We start from the raw sequence: 15590 nt of genomic DNA, 5'->3' as shown, positions 1-15590 counted from the left end.
TTCAAAGGAACGGTTCTTCGCCCGGCTTGTGGATGCCGCACTCGGTCTTGTCCCAACCTGACCAGCGTCCGGCGCGGGCATCTTCGCCATCGCCGACGGGGCGCGTGCAGGGCGAACAGCCGATCGAGGGGTAGCCCTGATCGACCAGCGGATGGCGCGGCAGGTCGTGCTCGGCGAAATAGGCATCGATGTCGTCCTGCGACCAATCGATCAGCGGATTGATCTTGAGCCGGCCTTGCGCGTCGCTCGTATCGATCTCGAAACGCGGCAGGTTGGCGCGGGTCGCCGACTGGAACGCCTTGCGGCCGGTAAAGCTCGCATCGAAGCCTTCGAGCGCCTTGGCCAACGGACGTACCTTGCGGAGCTCGCAGCAGCCGTCGGGGTCGTAGGACCACCTGAGGCCGCTTTCGTCCTTGGCCTGCAGTTCATCGAGATCGGGATGCAGATTGCGGAAGTCAGTCAGGCCGAGCCGCGCGACGAGGTCATCACGATAGGCGAGCGTTTCGGGAAAGTGCTTGCCCGTTTCGAGGAACAGCACCGGCACCGAAGGGTCGACCGATGCAATGAGGTGCAACAGCACCGCGCTCTCCGCGCCGAAGCTGGAAACGCTTGCGACGTCGCCCGCCATGCCGTCCTTGATCACCCCTTCGAGCATTTCCTGCGTCGAGGAGCCGCGAAACATGCGGTTGAGGCGCACGGCATCGTGCTCGCTGAAGCGCGGGCCGGTGTCGATCCGGTCTGCCTGATGCGCGCCGGTGCTCAGATTCGAGGTGGGCTTGTTCATGAATTGGCCTGATGGCGGCGATCGGGGATCGGCTGGCGACGGTCGGCAGCATGCTGGTAGACAAGCTCCCAACGCTCGAAAGCGGCTTTCGCGTCGCTTTCGTTCAGCTTCTTGTCGGGCGCGAATGCGTCGAAACCGCAGCGGCGCATATAGGCGAGCTGGTCGATCAGCACGTCGCCCACGGCGCGCAATTCGCCATCATATCCCGCCTCGCGCAGGATGCGGGCCGAGGAATAGCCGCGTCCGTCTCCGAAGGCCGGAAAGTTCACTTCGACAAGGCGCAGCCGCTCGAGATGCGGGATCAGTTCACGCGCATCGTCGCCTGGCTCGATGCGGACGGCTGCCGCATTCGACTGCTCGAGAAACGAGTCGACCGTGACCTGTGCGTGGTCCGCCATTTCGTCATCGCGAAAGCGGAACTGCACGTCGTCGGGGCTTGTGCCGAGAACTTCGGTCATGATGCGCCTCCGGTGAAGCGCGGCGGCTTCGCCCAGTCGTCACCCATAAAGCGCCTCCTTGAAGCTATCCATTCCGATGCGGCGATAGGTATCGAGGAATCGTTCGCCTTCCTCGCGTTCGCGCAGGTAAACCTCGGTCACGGTTTCGACCGCGTCGACGATCCCAGCCTCGTCGAAACCGGGGCCGGTAATCTTGGCGAGCGAGGTATCCTGCGCTTCGCTGCCGCCGAGCAGCAGCTGGTAATTTTCGACGCCCTTCTTATCGACGCCGAGGATGCCGATGTGGCCCGCATGGTGGTGCCCGCAGGCATTGATGCAGCCCGATATCTTGAGCTTCAGCTCGCCGAGTTCGGCGGTCCGGCCCTTTTCCGCAAAACGCTCCGAAATGCGCTGCGCGACCGGGATCGAGCGAGCATTCGCAAGGCTGCAATAGTCGAGGCCGGGGCAGGCGATGATGTCCTCGATCGAGTCGAGATTGGGTGCACCCAGGCCGGCGGCTTCGAGCTGCGTCCACAGCTTGTGCAGGTCGGCGATCTTCACATGCGGAAGCACGATGTTCTGCGTGTGCATCACGCGCAATTCGTCGAAGCTGAACTCTTTTGCCAGTTCGGCCATCAGGTGCATCTGCTCGGCAGAAGCATCGCCCGGGATGCCGCCGACGGGCTTGAGGCTGATGACGGCGGAGACATAGCTGTCATGCTTGTGGCGCTGGGTGTTGCGATCGACCCACAGCGCGAAATCGGGATCCGAGCGGTCGACCGTCTTCGGCCCGTCCTCGAATGGAGGATCGGCGAAGAAAGTCTTGAGCCGCTCGATCTCGGCAAGCGGCGGTTCGACGCCGACTTCGAGCATATGCGCGAATTCTTCTTCGACCTGGCGAGTGTATTCCTCCGCGCCCAGTTCGTGGACGAGGATCTTGATCCGCGCCTTGTACTTGTTGTCGCGCCGTCCGTAGCGGTTGTAGACCCGCAGGCACGCCTCGGCATAGGTGACCAGCTGGTCAAGCGGCACGAAGTCGCGAATGCAGGGCGCGATCATCGGGGTGCGGCCCATGCCGCCGCCGACGTAGAAAGCCGCACCGATCTCGCCCGCGTCATTCTTCACGATCTGGATGCCGATGTCGTGCAGCTTCATCGCAGCACGATCAGTGTCGGAAGCGATCACCGCGATCTTGAACTTGCGCGGCAAGTAGCTGAACTCGGGATGGAAGCTCGACCACTGGCGCAGCAGTTCCGCATAGGGGCGCGGGTCGACCAGTTCGTCTGCCGCAGCGCCCGCGAAATGGTCCGAGCTGATGTTGCGGATGCAGTTGCCGCTGGTCTGGATGGCGTGCATCTCGACCTTGGCGAGATCCGCCAGCAGGTCGCCTGCTTCCTCCAGCTTGATCCAGTTGTACTGGATGTTCTGGCGCGTGGTGAAGTGGCCGTAGCCGCGGTCATACTTGTCCGCGATGTCGGCCAGCGCGTGCATCTGGTCCGAGTTCAGCGTGCCATAGGGGATCGCCACGCGCAGCATATAGGCGTGTAACTGCAGGTATAGGCCGTTCATCAGCCGTAGCGGCTTGAACTCGTCTTCGCTCAGCTCGCCTGCAAGACGGCGGCGAACCTGGTCGCGGAACTCCTCCACGCGCGTGTCGACCATCGCCTGGTCGTAGGAATCGTACTTGTACATGTCAGATCACCCAATTGCCAATTTCGGGATCGGCGGGCTTGAGGGTCAGGTCGGGGCGGACAGTGGGGCCGAGCGCGCGCACGCGGTCCTTGATGTGCGCGGGACGCACGCCGTTATCGTCGCGCACCGCTTCGATCGCGTAGGGGACATTGACGCGGCGCGAGGATTCCTCGCGTGCGGCGATTTCGTCGGCACGGTCGCCGACATCGACGGCATCATCGACATAGTGCGACCAGCCCGTGCCGTCCCACCAGACTACGGCGCCCGACTTGAGATCGTTTCCGGTGAGAATTTTCACTGCGCTGCCTCCGTGGCGATACGAGCAAGGGTTGTGTCCGTGGCAAGGTCGCCGCCACTGGGGGAACGTGCGGCGACCTCGCCGATCACGATGAGGGCGGGGGACCGCACCCTCTCGCGAGAAACGAGGTCGGGCAGCCCGGCGAGCAATCCGCGCAGCACGCGCATCTCTGGCCGGGCGGCGTTTTCGATGACAGCGACGGGCATTTCGGGGGCGAGCCCGTCTTCCATCAGCTTGTCGGCGATCTGCGGCGCGGTTTTCACGCCCATGTAGATCACGAGCGTGCGTCCCTTGCCAGCGAGGCCCGACCAGTCCTGGTCCTTGAGGCCCTTGCACTGACCGGCAACGAAGCTGACGATCGAGGATGCGTCGCGGTGGGTCAGGGCGATCTGCGCGGCCGCGGCAGCGCCATTGGCGGCGCTGATACCGGGCACGATCTCGACCCGGACGCCTGCTGCATGGGCCGCTTCGGCTTCCTCGCCGCCGCGACCGAATACCAGCGGGTCACCGCCCTTGAGGCGCACGACGTCGCGCCCGGCAAGCGCCTCGCGTACCATCAGCGCGTTAATATCGTCCTGCGGCAGCGTGTGCTTGGAGCGTTGCTTGGCGACCGAGATCAGCTGCGCATCGCTCCGCGCCATGCGAAGGATTTCGCGGGAGACCAGACCGTCATGCACGATCAGTTCGGCGCGCTCGATCAGGCGGGCCGCACGCAGGGTCAGGAGGTCCGGGTCACCCGGTCCTGCACCGACGAGATATATGATTCCGCTTTGTGCCATGCAGCGCATATCGGCGCGCATGGCCGCAGCCTCCAGCGAGAATGGTTTTGCGGGCGCGTAGCAAAGCTATGCCGCACCTGCGTAACCTGCATAAGCTTCAGTTCTTGCTGCGGTTTTCCTCGCGCGCAGCCAGCGCAGCGATCAGTCGTTCGACCTGATCGTTGTTGCGCAGATTGATGTCGCGCTGCGGGAAGGGGATCTCGATGTCGTGTTCGTGGAACTTGGTCCAGAGGTTCTTCAGCACCTGGCTGCGGACGTTGCCCACGCCTTCTTCCGGATCGTTGATCCAGCACTGGATGACGAAGTTGACCGAACTGTCACCATATTCGCTCATCCACACCGTGGGCGGAGGCGATTTGAGCACCCGCTCGCTCATCTTGGCGGCTTCGAGCATCAGCTCTTCTGCCTTTTCGAGATCAGCCGCGTAACTGACGCCGACCGGCACCTGCATGCGGACGTTGCGGCTCGAATAGGACCAGTTCTCGACCTGGTTGATCATCAGGTTTTCATTGGGGATGAGATATTCGCGCTGGTCGCGGGTCGTCACGGAAACGGCGCGAATCCCGATCTTGCGGATCTGGCCGAAACTCTCGTTGCCCGCCATATCGGTCACGGCAATAACGTCACCCGGCTTGATCGATTTGTCCATCAGCAGGATGATCCCGGCGATCAGATTACCGAAGGTCTTCTGCAGGCCGAAACCGATGGCGAGACCAAAAGCGCCGGAAAACACGGCAAGCGCCGTGAGGTCGATCCCGAGCAGGTCGATCCCGAGAAAGAATGCCGCACCCCAGATGAGGATGGTGGTGATCTTTTCCGCGAGCAAATGCTGTGTATCGTCGAGGCTCGTGAACCGCCTGAGCAGGGCCCTGCTTGCACGGCTAGCGAACCAGGCAATGGTAAGAACGAGCAGGATGATGCCGACCACCACGAGCCCGTCGAGCATCGAAATCCGCATGTCGCCGATCTCGAAGGCGATCTTGTCCAGGCCTTCGAGCACCGATCCGGCGGTTTCGCTCTTGGAGGCAACGGCTTCCTTGAGCCCTTCCGCCGCCTGAACACTTTCCTCAGGCGCTTCTGCGCCCAGGCTCCAGGCCTGGCCGGGCTCGAGCGGCTCGGGCGAAGCGGTGGGTGAGGCATCCGGATTCGGACTGGTTTCCGGAGAAGGCGATGTCGTCGCGGTCATGCGTTTCCTGTTGCGGCGAGACCCCTTTCGAGGTCGGCGATGAGGTCTTCGGGGTCTTCCAGACCGATTGATAGGCGAATGCCGTGCCCGCCGCCAGTTTCCGCCTTGTGCGGGGGCCAGGGCATTTTTTCGCGGATGCTCTTCGCGTCAAACGGGAGGGCAAGGCTCTCGAAACCGCCCCAGCTATAGCCGATGCCGAACAGCTCGAGATTATTGACCAGCTGCGCCTGCGCATCGGGATTATCGCTCGCCAGGATGAAGCTGAACAGCCCGCAGCCGCCGGAAAAGTCGCGGCTCCAAAGCGCATGGCCCGGATCCCCGGGCAGGAGCGGGCAGAGCACTTGTGCGACTTCGCTGCGTCCGGAAAGCCATTCGGCGACAGTCCGCGCATTGGCCGTGCTGCGTTCGAGCCTGAGGCCCATCGTCCGCAGGCCCCTGAGGGCGAGCGCCGCATCGTCGGGGGAGACGACGTGGCCGATCTGCTGCGCGGTGCGGCGCAGCGCGCGGTAATATCGCTCGCCCGCGCTGGCAGAGCCCATCATCAGGTCCGAATGACCGCCGACATGCTTGCTTAGGCTCATCACCGATATGTCGCAGCCATGCTTGAGCGCTGGAAAACCGAGCGCGGTCGCCCAGGTGTTGTCGAGCAGGCTGACCGCGCCCTTCTCGCGCGCGATTGCAGCCTGCGCCGGCACATCGCACACTTCCATCGTCAGGCTGCCGGGGCTTTCGAGCCAGACCGCGCGGGTCTTGTCGGTAAACATCGCGGCATAGGCATCGAGGTCGAGCGGATCGAAGAAGCGCGCGCTGACGCCCCAGCGCTTGAGCAGACCCATCGCCATGGCGCGGGACGGTTCGTAGGCATTGTCGCAGACCAGCAGCTCGTCACCCGGGCGCAGGACAGCCATCAGCGCGCCCGATATCGCCGCGACACCGCTCGGATAGAGCACGGTGCCATGCGCGCCCGGCTCGATCTCGGTCAGTGCCTCTGCCAGTGCCCATTGCGTCGGCGCGCCGCGCCGCCCGTAATAGAACTGGCCGTCACGATTGTTCTTGAGCGCCGCCTTGCGATCGGCCTCGCTCGCATAGAGATGGGTGGAGGCGCGCCAGACAGGCGGGTTGACCACCGCCCCGGTCCATTCGGGCCGCCGCCCTGCCTCGACCAGCCTTGTCGCCGGACGCAGTTTGTCCTTGTCCTTGCTCACGGTAACCTCACAGGGAGACGGTTGCCTTGGGTGTGCCGGGATCGCCCGCCCAATCGAGCCAGCTGCCATCGTAGAGCGCGGTCTGCTCCGCGCCGATCAGGTGCAGCGCAAAGAGGAGAATGCAGGCGGTGACGCCGCTGCCGCAGGTGGTGACGACGGGCCTTGCCGGATCGATCCCGGTGCTCTCGATGATCTCGCGCAATTCCGCAGGCGATTTGAAGGTGCCGTCGTCTTTATAGAGCCGCGCGAAGGGCAGATTGCACGAGCCGGGGATATGGCCGGTCGGCAGATTGTGGATCGGATCGTCGCTGCGGCCGGTGAACCGTCCGGGATCGCGCGCATCGAGCACCTGTTCGCTGCCCGCCTCGATGTTGTCGAGCATGTCCTGCTTGAAGCGGATCGCCGACGGCGCAGCCAGATCGAAAGGCGCTGCGGGTTCGATTTCCGGCTCACCACTTTCGAGCGGGCGCTCTTCCGCCTTCCACTTGGCGAGCCCGCCGTCGAGGATTGCGACGTTTTCCATTCCATGCGCGCGGCACAGATACCAGGCGCGGGCGGTTGTCTTCACTGCGGAATCGTCATAGAAAACAATGCGATGTTCCGGTGTCGCGCCAAGAGCGGCGAGCGCCTCTGCCAGCTGTTCGGGGCGCGGCAGCGCGCTCGGCACGTCGGAGGTCTGATCGACCAGCTTTGCGAGATCGAGGAAGCGCGCGCCGGGAATATGGCCCGCCAGATACTCGGCATGGCCATCGCGCTCGGCCATCGGAAGGTGCCGCGAGGCGTCGACCACGACCAGATCCTTCGCGCCCAGCGCGTCGGCAAGCCAATCTGTGCTGACCAGACTATCCATCGCTCAAAGGGTTAGCGAGCGGTTCCCCCCGCGTCGAGTGCAAAGCCGGTTGCGATCCGTCGGCTTCAGGCGGCCTTGGCCGCAAGCGGCTTGGCGCGCACACCTTCGTAGCTGCCCGGCGGGCCATTGAGGGGAAGGGGGTGGAGCCTGGTGCCGGCCCCTGCATTGCCCACGCCCACGGCATAGGTTTCAACGAAGGGATCGATGTTCTCGCCCTCTACCCGCACCCGCAGCAGGGGCACGAACATCGGGATCGAGCCTTGGCGCAACACTTCGACTTCCTGCAGCGCCAGCTGCAGCGTGCCTGTCACCGTCTGGGTCTGGTGAGGGCCGATCCGTTCGATGCTCGAACTTGCCGGAAGCTCGGTCGCCAGCGTAGCCAGCTGTGCGTCGAGCCCGCCCTGATTGCGCGCGCTTACGAGATCGGCACTGACCGTCAGCCCGCGCATTGCGCGGTCCGAACGGTTGGCGATCGCGAGGCTATATTTCACCATCACCATCATCACCGAACGCTGCGCGCTCACGACCTGGACATTGGCGACGAAGCGCGGCTTTTCCGCGGCCGCGGCGGCTGCCGCATCCGTTGTTGCTGCGACAACCGGTTTTTCGATGACGGGCGGCGCGGCTTCGCTGTGGCGACGCCACACGATAAACCCTGCGAGGAGCGCGAGCAGAGCGATGAGCGCGCCTGCAATCCAGCCCCACGGCAGTGGGGCATCGGAGCCGATGTCGCCTTCGTCGCTTGCGGCCGCATCGACATCGGTCGGGATTGCCGCGCTATCACCGGAGAGGCCTGGAACGGCCGAGGATTCGCTAGCGCTTTCGGGGCTTGGGTCGGGGCTTTCGACCGGCTCGACCGTTTGAGCGGAAGGAGCCTGCCCCTGCGGGCGGGCAACCCGCGGCTCTGCCGGGACCGGACCGCTGGTGAAGCGCGGCTGGGGTGTGGCAGTCGCAGTGGGCTGTGGCACCGGCGTCGCGGTTGGCGTGGGGCTTGGCTGCGGCGTTGGCGTGGGCTGAGCAGTCGGTCGACCGGTCGGGATGACGCGCGGTGCAACGGGCACGACTCCGCTGTCATCGACCGGACCCTGCGCGCGCGGGGCAGGGGTCGGCGTCGCATCGGGGTCGGGCAGGGTGTAATCCTGCACGGATTGCTGCTGCGCGGCGAGCGGCGCGGCAACGGCGAGGCCGGCAGTCAGTGTGAGAACGAGGTGTTTACGCATGGTCGGGGCAAAAAATCGAGCTAAAGAGTCGCGGCGCTGAATAGGTTCTGAATTGCGAAGGCGCACCACTTCTCTTGCATCGCGCCTCACTTACCGGCAACAGCGCGACATGAGTGACACACCCCCTAAGACACCAGACACTCTTCACCTGGGGCAGACGAGCAGCCTTCCCGCTTCTCCGGAGGAGGCAAAGCTCGACTATGTCCCCAATCCGCGCAGCGGCGCGCTTTATCTCGTGCGTTTTGCTGCGCCCGAGTTCACTTCGCTCTGCCCGGTTACGGGCGCGCCCGACTTCGCGCATCTCGTGATCGACTATGCCCCCGGCGAGACGATCGTCGAATCGAAGAGTCTCAAGCTGTTTCTGGGAGCTTTCCGCAATCACAATGGTTTCCACGAGGATGTTACCGTGGGAATCGGACAGCGGCTCGCAGAAGAAATGCAACCCAGATGGCTGCGCATTGGCGGCTATTGGTATCCGCGCGGGGGCATTCCTATCGATGTATTCTGGCAGACCGGCACGCCGCCCGAGGGGCTTTGGGTGCCGGAACAAGGTGTTCCAGGATACCGCGGACGCGGCTAATCTCCGCCCGCCAACTTACACACGAACTTAAGGTCAGTTCCTATGGCTGAACCGCGCTCTGCGCCATTCTCCCAATTCGCCCCCCGTGTTTCCGAACCGGATCATCTGCGACGTGCCATTACCGCGGCCTATCGCCTGCCAGAAGCGGAGGCTATCACCCCGCTGATCGAGGCGGCGCGCCTGCCGCAAGACGATCGCGAAGCCATCTCCGAAATCGCGAAATCGCTCGTCACGCGGCTGCGCAAGAAAGGGCAGCAGGGTGGTGTCGAGGAACTGGTCGAGGAATATTCGCTGTCCAGCCAGGAAGGCATCGCGCTGATGTGCCTTGCCGAGGCGCTCCTGCGGATTCCCGATCCGGCGACCCGCAATGCGCTGATCCGCGACAAGATTTCGGACGGCGACTGGTATTCGCACGTCGGTGATGACCGTTCGATCTTCGTCAACGCCGCGACATGGGGCCTTGTGGTTTCGCGCAGGCTGGTCGCGCCGGTGCCCGAAAAAAGCCTCGGCGCCTCGCTCACCGGCCTGATCCGCCGTGCGGGCGAGCCGGTGATCCGCAGCGGCGTCAACATGGCGATGGAGATGATGGGCGAGCAGTTCGTCACCGGCGAAACCATCGGTGAAGCCTTGAAGACTGCGCGCAAGCGCGAGGCGAAGGGCTTCAGCTATAGCTACGACATGCTCGGCGAAGCGGCGATGACCATGGATGATGCGAATCGCTATTACGACGCTTACGAGAAAGCGATCCACGCGATCGGCAAGGGTTCGAACGGTCGCGGCGTCTATGCCGGCCCCGGCATTTCGCTCAAGCTGTCGGCGCTTCACCCGCGCTATTTCCGCTCGCAGGCGGACAGGGTGATGAACGAGCTTTTGCCACGCGTGAAGGAACTCGCAGTGCTGGCGAAATCCTACGACATCGGTTTCAACATCGATGCCGAGGAATCCGACCGGCTGGAGCTGTCGCTCGACATTCTCGAAACGCTCGCAATGGATCCCGAGCTCGGAGACTGGAACGGGCTTGGTTTCGTCGTTCAGGCCTATGGCAAGCGTTGCCCGATGCTGCTCGACTGGATCATCGATCTTGCGAAGCGCAGCGGCCACCGGATCATGGTGCGGCTGGTCAAGGGCGCCTATTGGGATACCGAGATCAAGCGCGCGCAGGTCGAGGGCCTGCCGGGCTTCCCGGTCTTCACGCGCAAGATCCACACCGACGTGTGCTTCATCGCCAGTGCGCGCAAGCTGCTCGATGCGCGCGAACACGTTTTCCCGCAGTTTGCGACGCATAATGCGCAGACGCTGGCGACGATCTATCACCTCGCCGGCGATGACTTCGAGATCGGCGATTACGAGTTCCAGTGCCTCCACGGCATGGGCGAGGCACTCTACGAAGAAGTCGTCGGACCCAAGAAGCTGAACCGGCCGTGCCGCATCTACGCGCCGGTCGGCACGCATGACACATTGCTGGCCTATCTCGTTCGGCGCCTGCTCGAAAACGGGGCGAACTCGTCCTTCGTCAATCGTATCTGGGACGATGATATCTCGGTCGAAGAACTGGCGAGCGACCCGGTCGACGAGGCTGAAGCGATCGAGCCGCTCGGCTCGGTCCACGAGCTGATCAAGCTGCCGCGAAATCTTTATCCGGAACGCGAAAACTCGCGCGGGCTCGATCTCACCGACGAAAACCTGCTCGAACGCCTGTCGAAGACCCTGCAGGAAAGCGCCACGCGTGACTGGCGCGCCGCGCCGACCTTCGCCGAGGATGCTGGCAGCGAGACCGAAGCCGTGGTCAATCCGGCCGATCACCGTGACGAGGTGGGGCATGTCACCTGGGCGACCGAGGATGGTGCCCGCGCCGCTGCCAAGCGGGCGCAGGCCGCCTATCCGGACTGGTCGATCAGGCCGGTGGGGGAGCGCGCCGAGTGTCTGGAACGCGCCGCCGATCTGCTCGACGAACAGATGGAGCCGCTGCTCGGCCTGATCATGCGAGAAGCCGGTAAATCCGCCGCCAACGCGATTGCCGAAGTCCGCGAGGCGGTCGATTTCCTGCGCTATTATGCCAAGGAAGCGCGACAGAACATGGAAGGCGCGATCGGCGTTGGCCCGATGATTGCGATCAGTCCGTGGAACTTCCCGCTGGCGATCTTCGTCGGCGAGGTTTCTGCTGCATTGGTCGCGGGCAACACCGTGCTCGCCAAACCGGCCGAGGAAACGCCGCTGATCGCCGCGCAGGCGGTGGACATCCTGCACGAGGCTGGCGTGCCGCGCGACGTGCTGCAGCTTGTGCCCGGCGCAGGTCCGATCGGTGCAGCCCTGGTGGGTGCGCCAGAGAATTGCGGCGTGATCTTCACCGGCTCGACCGAAGTCGCCAAGCTGATCCAGCGTCAACTCGCCAAGCGCACCCAGCCCGATGGTGCACCGATCCCGTTCATCGCGGAAACCGGCGGCCAGAACGCGATGGTTGTCGATAGCTCGGCCCTGCCCGAACAGGTGGTGCGCGACGTGATCGCGAGCGCATTCGACAGCGCGGGACAGCGCTGTTCCGCCCTGCGGATCCTGTGCCTGCAGGAAGAAGTGGCCGACGAGATGCTGGAGATGCTCCGCGGCGCGCTGGCCGAGCTGCGCGTGGGCGCGACCGACCGTCTGAGCGTCGATGTCGGTCCGGTCATCACCGCCGAGGCGCGCGACAACATCCTGTCGCATATCGAGGCGATGCGCGAGAAAGGCCATCGCGTCGAGCAGGTCGACCTCGCCGGGGAGACCGAGCACGGCACTTTCGTCCCGCCGACCATGATCGAGATCGACGATATCGACCAGCTTGAGCGCGAGGTCTTCGGGCCAGTGCTGCACGTGATGCGGTACGAGCGGCGCGACCTGCCCGAAGTGATGCGCCAGATCGCTGCGACCGGATATGGTCTCACCTTCGGCGTGCACAGCCGGATCGACGAGACCGTCAACGCGGTTGTCGCGCGCGCGGAAGTCGGCAACATCTACGTCAATCGCAACGTCATCGGCGCAATCGTCGGGGTGCAGCCCTTCGGCGGCAGCGGCCTCTCGGGCACCGGTCCCAAGGCAGGCGGGCCGCTTTATCTCGGACGTCTCAACAAGGGGGCAGGCTATCACGCTCCTGAACTGTTCCAGGCGCAGGAGCTTCCCGGCCCTGTCGGAGAGCGCAATCTTTACGCGGTCCATCCGCGCGGGCGGGTGCTGCTCTTGCCGACGACCAGCGAGGGGCTGGAAGAGCAGCTCGAAGCGGTGCGCACGACCGGCAACACCGCTGTCGCACCGGAGAGCGCGCGCGAACTCGCCATCGGCCTTGCCGAGGAGGAGGTCGAATGGGTCGATGACTGGCTCGCCGAAATGCCTTTCGATCACGTCCTGATCGAGGATTCAGGAACGGACATTACCCCGATCCTGACCGCGATTGCAGAGCGCGATGGTCCGATTCCGATCGTCCAGCTGGGCAGTCCGGTCCGGCCCTATTGCACCGACTGGATGCTGGAAGAGGTCTCTACCTCGATCGATACGACTGCGGCAGGAGGGAATGCGAGCCTGATGGCAGTTGCATGATCGCCACGGTGGCGGCATGCTGCGTGAATGGAAGCGCAGTTTCTCGATCCCGATAACTGGACGACGCTGGCCATGCTGCTGGCGCCGGGCTTCCTCATCCTGGGGATACGCGCGCGGTTCAAGGAAGGGGCGGTCCCCGATCTCAAGGATCGCGCGGTGTCCTATGCCGCGGTCTCGGCCGTCTATTATGCCGCGCTGAGGCCGCTGTTCGAGGTCCCCGGAGCCGTCGCCCTGCCGGGCTGGCTCTGGGCCTTCCTCTATTACTTCGTCGTTCCCTGTGTCATCGGGTTCATCGTCGTGATCTCGGACCAAAAGGAATGGTTCTACCGCCAGGCGAACCGCTTCGGGCTGAAGCTGACCCATCACATGCCGGCAGCCTGGGACTATGCCTTCTCCAACCTCAAGCAGGGCAATTTCCTGCTCGTGCGGCTGGGTGACGGGACCGAATATGCAGGCCGCATGGGCGCAGGCTCATTCGCCTCGTCCAACGGCGGCGAACGCGATCTCTATCTCGAGGAAGTCTGGGTCGTGCGCGACGACGGGCCGTGGGAGAAGGTACAGCCGGAACGCGGTGTGCTATTATGCGGCAAGGATATCCAGGTGGTCGAGATATTCGATTGAAGAGGTGAGCATGGCGGACGACAAGCAGGACCCGAACGCAGCGAACGAGAAACAGGCGAAGCCGCGCAAGATGCGCGGTTGGTCGCCCAGCCTGCGCGGCGGCTATCAGCCGACCGAGGGCGATGGCGGCGGGCCGCCCACCGGTGGCAGCGGCGCGAGCAAGAAGCCCGGCGAATAGCTCGACGGGCTAGTTCATCAGGCGGACGAAGGTGAGGTTCGGCTCATTCTCGCGTACGAAAGTGAACTGGGCGTCGCCTGAATCGGCAGAAATCTCGTCGCACTCCGTCACGCCGGCAATGGTCGTGCACCGTTGTCCTTCCGAAACGCCCCAGGTCCCGTAATCGAGTGTCATCGCGGCATAGGCGATCTTCCGGCCTTCGGCGTCTTCTTCGTCCGACAGGATCAGGAGGCGCTGCTCCTCATCGCTAACCCCGACGACATAGGCTCCAGGATAGGGCGCTGACTTCTGCTCCTCGGGCGGCGGGCTGAGAGCAAAGAGCGAGGTCTGATCGTATTTCGAGTCGAAGTAGAGACCGTCCATCGCAAGGTTGCGCTCATAGCAGCTGCCCCAGGTGGTGGGCGAAGCGAACTGGAAACAGGCAGCCCCGTCGACGATTTCCCAGGTGCCAACGAGAGGATCGCGGCCGAGATACTCGTTACCCTCGCTGTCGGCGTAGACATATTCGAGCAGTTCCTCACCTTCGTACACGACGTAGGCGCCGACGGGGTTCGTCAGCGTACCGTTGGCAGCCGCAACCTCCATTTCATCGAGATCGTCGCCATCGTGCTCGTCACTCGACTCTACCGCCCAGATGATGATGGCGAGCATCGCCAGCATGCCCATTGCGACGAGCCCGGCCGTTTTGACCCAATCCCTCTTCGCCGCCGGTTCTTCGCTGGAAGCGCCGCGCGTGACCGGCTCCGAAGGCGGCGGAGGAGGGGGAGGGGGCGGCGGAGGCGGCGCCTGAGTTTGCGGTTCGGGAATCGAAGCGCCCGTCAGAGGCGCTGCCGCTGTGGTCGCCGCAGCGGCTGCTGCGGCCTCGACCGGTGATGTGCTCGCAGGTTCATCCGTCTCGTTGAAATGAAGCCGATCCGCTGCACCCGATGTGTAGAGCGCGGGCGTGATGATCTCCAGCTTGGTGCGGATGTCGGCGTCGGTGAAGATCGCGCTTCGCCCGGCGGTTACCGCGTTCGCGACTGTCTCGCCCGCAGTCAGCTCGGCATAGAGCTTCTGCGAGAACGAAATCGCCGCATCGTCCGAAATCGGCTGCTGCATCGCGACGACGAAGGGAATGTTGAGCCGGCCCAGCAGGTTCTGCGCGACACCCGCCATCGGGCGCTCCTGCGAGGTGATCCCGCTCTCGCAGGAATTGAGTACGACCAGCCACGGCCTGTCGTTGAGCAGCATGAAGCGCAGTTCATCGGCGGTGACCGGGTCGGACACGCCCTTCTCGCCGCTTTCGAAATAGAGATGGCCCTCACCATCGCTGAAGGAGCTGTGGCCGATGTAGTGGATGATGTGAGGCCGGAAATCGCCCACCGCTTCGCGAAACTGGTTGCGCGTGGCGTTCGGCACGGTCTCGATCCGGAAATCGTCCTTCCCGGTCGCGATCAGTTCGTTGATGCGCTTCTCGATATTGCCGACCTCGAGACCGGTGTTGAGGTCTTCCTTGGGATTGGCGGAAACGACCAGGACACGGATCGGGCGGTCGATCGGCGGCGGCAGCTGCCGTTGCGCGTCCATGCGCCGCACGATGTTCGAGGTCTTGGATATCGCGAGGAAGCTGTCGGTCGACTTGAGATAAAGCGATTCCCACGGAATGCTCGAAAGTTCGGGCGCGCGCGACAGGTCGATCTGCAGTTCGAGCCCCTCGTTCTCCGCGATCTCGTTCTTGAGCACGCCGAGCACCTCGTAACCTGCCGTGCCATTACCGACGTCGAACATGCAGTTGAGCAGCCGGTCGCCCACCTCCTTGAGCGTCGGCAGGTCGCCCGCGCTGAACAGCCGCGCTTCGGGAGAGAGTTGCGCCGCATCGCTGCGGAAGCTGCGGGTTGGACCGCCTTCCTGCTGCGCCTGTTGGACCAGATCGTCCGTATCCGGCGGGATTTTCGTGGTGAAGCGGTCGGGCGTCATGCCCTCAGATCGGCGAACCTCGACGTTGTAGTGCCCGTCTCCGACTGGCGAGAACTCGATTTTCCAGCGCTTGGTGTTCGACATCGGATACCCCCAGAGGGCGGGACAGAATTGCCCGCAAGCGCGACCCGGGAGGGCGATATTGGTGCTGGCTACCCAGCGTCTCTTGATCCCCCTTCGTTGATACTGCGACGGAAGCTGCGACTTGGCAAATTTTGTCGCGCTTCGGGAAAGAGC

14 protein-coding genes are annotated in these 15590 nt (G+C 63.9%); 4 read left to right on the top strand and 10 right to left on the bottom strand.

The window, feature by feature from the left end; translation table 11 throughout:
• Window position 1: 1 nt before the first annotated feature.
• The 9 genes from CCE89_RS02845 to CCE89_RS15065 form a co-directional block, all read right to left on the bottom strand.
• Window positions 2-784: a phosphoadenylyl-sulfate reductase gene (locus CCE89_RS02845; RefSeq protein ID WP_086436499.1), complete on the bottom strand. Its 783-nt coding sequence runs from the start codon at window positions 782-784 to the stop codon at window positions 2-4.
• A complete protein-coding gene (locus CCE89_RS02840) occupies window positions 781-1242 on the bottom strand; it encodes a DUF934 domain-containing protein (protein WP_086436498.1) in 462 nt (153 codons plus the stop codon). Before CCE89_RS02840 ends, CCE89_RS02845 begins: the two co-directional genes overlap by 4 nt.
• 39 nt (window positions 1243-1281) lie before the next feature.
• Window positions 1282-2913 (bottom strand): nitrite/sulfite reductase, encoded by a 1632-nt coding sequence (locus CCE89_RS02835; RefSeq protein WP_086436497.1) that lies wholly within the window; start codon window positions 2911-2913, stop codon window positions 1282-1284.
• 1 nt (window position 2914) lies between these two features.
• Window positions 2915-3211, bottom strand: a complete 297-nt coding sequence (locus tag CCE89_RS02830) for a DUF2849 domain-containing protein (RefSeq protein WP_086436496.1) — start codon at window positions 3209-3211, stop codon at window positions 2915-2917.
• Complete coding sequence (cobA, locus tag CCE89_RS02825; protein WP_086436972.1) at window positions 3208-3990, bottom strand: uroporphyrinogen-III C-methyltransferase; 783 nt, start codon at window positions 3988-3990, stop codon at window positions 3208-3210. The genes CCE89_RS02830 and cobA overlap by 4 nt, the downstream gene beginning before the upstream one ends.
• Before the next feature lie 97 nt (window positions 3991-4087).
• On the bottom strand, window positions 4088-5176 hold the full coding sequence (locus tag CCE89_RS02820) for a mechanosensitive ion channel family protein (protein WP_086436495.1): 1089 nt from the start codon (window positions 5174-5176) through the stop codon (window positions 4088-4090).
• Window positions 5173-6381, bottom strand: a complete 1209-nt coding sequence (metC, locus tag CCE89_RS02815) for a cystathionine beta-lyase (RefSeq protein WP_234989909.1) — start codon at window positions 6379-6381, stop codon at window positions 5173-5175. The genes CCE89_RS02820 and metC overlap by 4 nt, the downstream gene beginning before the upstream one ends.
• 7 nt (window positions 6382-6388) lie before the next feature.
• Window positions 6389-7231 (bottom strand): sulfurtransferase, encoded by an 843-nt coding sequence (locus CCE89_RS02810; protein ID WP_086436493.1) that lies wholly within the window; start codon window positions 7229-7231, stop codon window positions 6389-6391.
• 65 nt (window positions 7232-7296) lie between these two features.
• Window positions 7297-8451 (bottom strand): hypothetical protein, encoded by a 1155-nt coding sequence (locus tag CCE89_RS15065; protein ID WP_159456569.1) that lies wholly within the window; start codon window positions 8449-8451, stop codon window positions 7297-7299.
• Window positions 8452-8560: 109 nt separating this feature from the next.
• Between CCE89_RS15065 and queF the strand changes: the two genes are divergently transcribed.
• Genes queF through CCE89_RS15215 form a run of 4 tightly spaced genes read left to right on the top strand, consistent with a single transcriptional unit; the run spans window position 8561 to window position 13397 of the window.
• Entirely contained in the window at window positions 8561-9031 is a 471-nt protein-coding gene (queF, locus tag CCE89_RS02795; RefSeq protein WP_086436491.1) for a preQ(1) synthase, read from the top strand.
• A gap of 42 nt (window positions 9032-9073) precedes the next feature.
• Window positions 9074-12598 carry a bifunctional proline dehydrogenase/L-glutamate gamma-semialdehyde dehydrogenase PutA gene (putA, locus tag CCE89_RS02790; protein ID WP_086436490.1) on the top strand — a complete coding sequence of 1175 codons (3525 nt, stop codon included), beginning with the start codon at window positions 9074-9076 and terminating at the stop codon, window positions 12596-12598.
• A gap of 27 nt (window positions 12599-12625) precedes the next feature.
• The gene (locus CCE89_RS02785) at window positions 12626-13219 is read left to right on the top strand and encodes a DUF6338 family protein (protein WP_086436489.1); all 594 of its coding nucleotides are present in this window, start codon (window positions 12626-12628) and stop codon (window positions 13217-13219) included.
• 10 nt (window positions 13220-13229) lie between these two features.
• Window positions 13230-13397: a hypothetical protein gene (locus tag CCE89_RS15215; RefSeq protein WP_159456568.1), complete on the top strand. Its 168-nt coding sequence runs from the start codon at window positions 13230-13232 to the stop codon at window positions 13395-13397.
• A gap of 9 nt (window positions 13398-13406) precedes the next feature.
• On the opposite strand, the gene CCE89_RS02780 is transcribed toward CCE89_RS15215, so the two are convergent.
• Window positions 13407-15437 (bottom strand): CHAT domain-containing protein, encoded by a 2031-nt coding sequence (locus CCE89_RS02780; RefSeq protein WP_086436488.1) that lies wholly within the window; start codon window positions 15435-15437, stop codon window positions 13407-13409.
• Window positions 15438-15590: the final 153 nt, after the last annotated feature.

Source organism: Altererythrobacter xiamenensis (assembly GCF_900177715.1).
GTDB lineage: Bacteria > Pseudomonadota > Alphaproteobacteria > Sphingomonadales > Sphingomonadaceae > Erythrobacter > Erythrobacter xiamenensis.
This window is presented reverse-complemented; position numbering and strand designations above follow the sequence as displayed.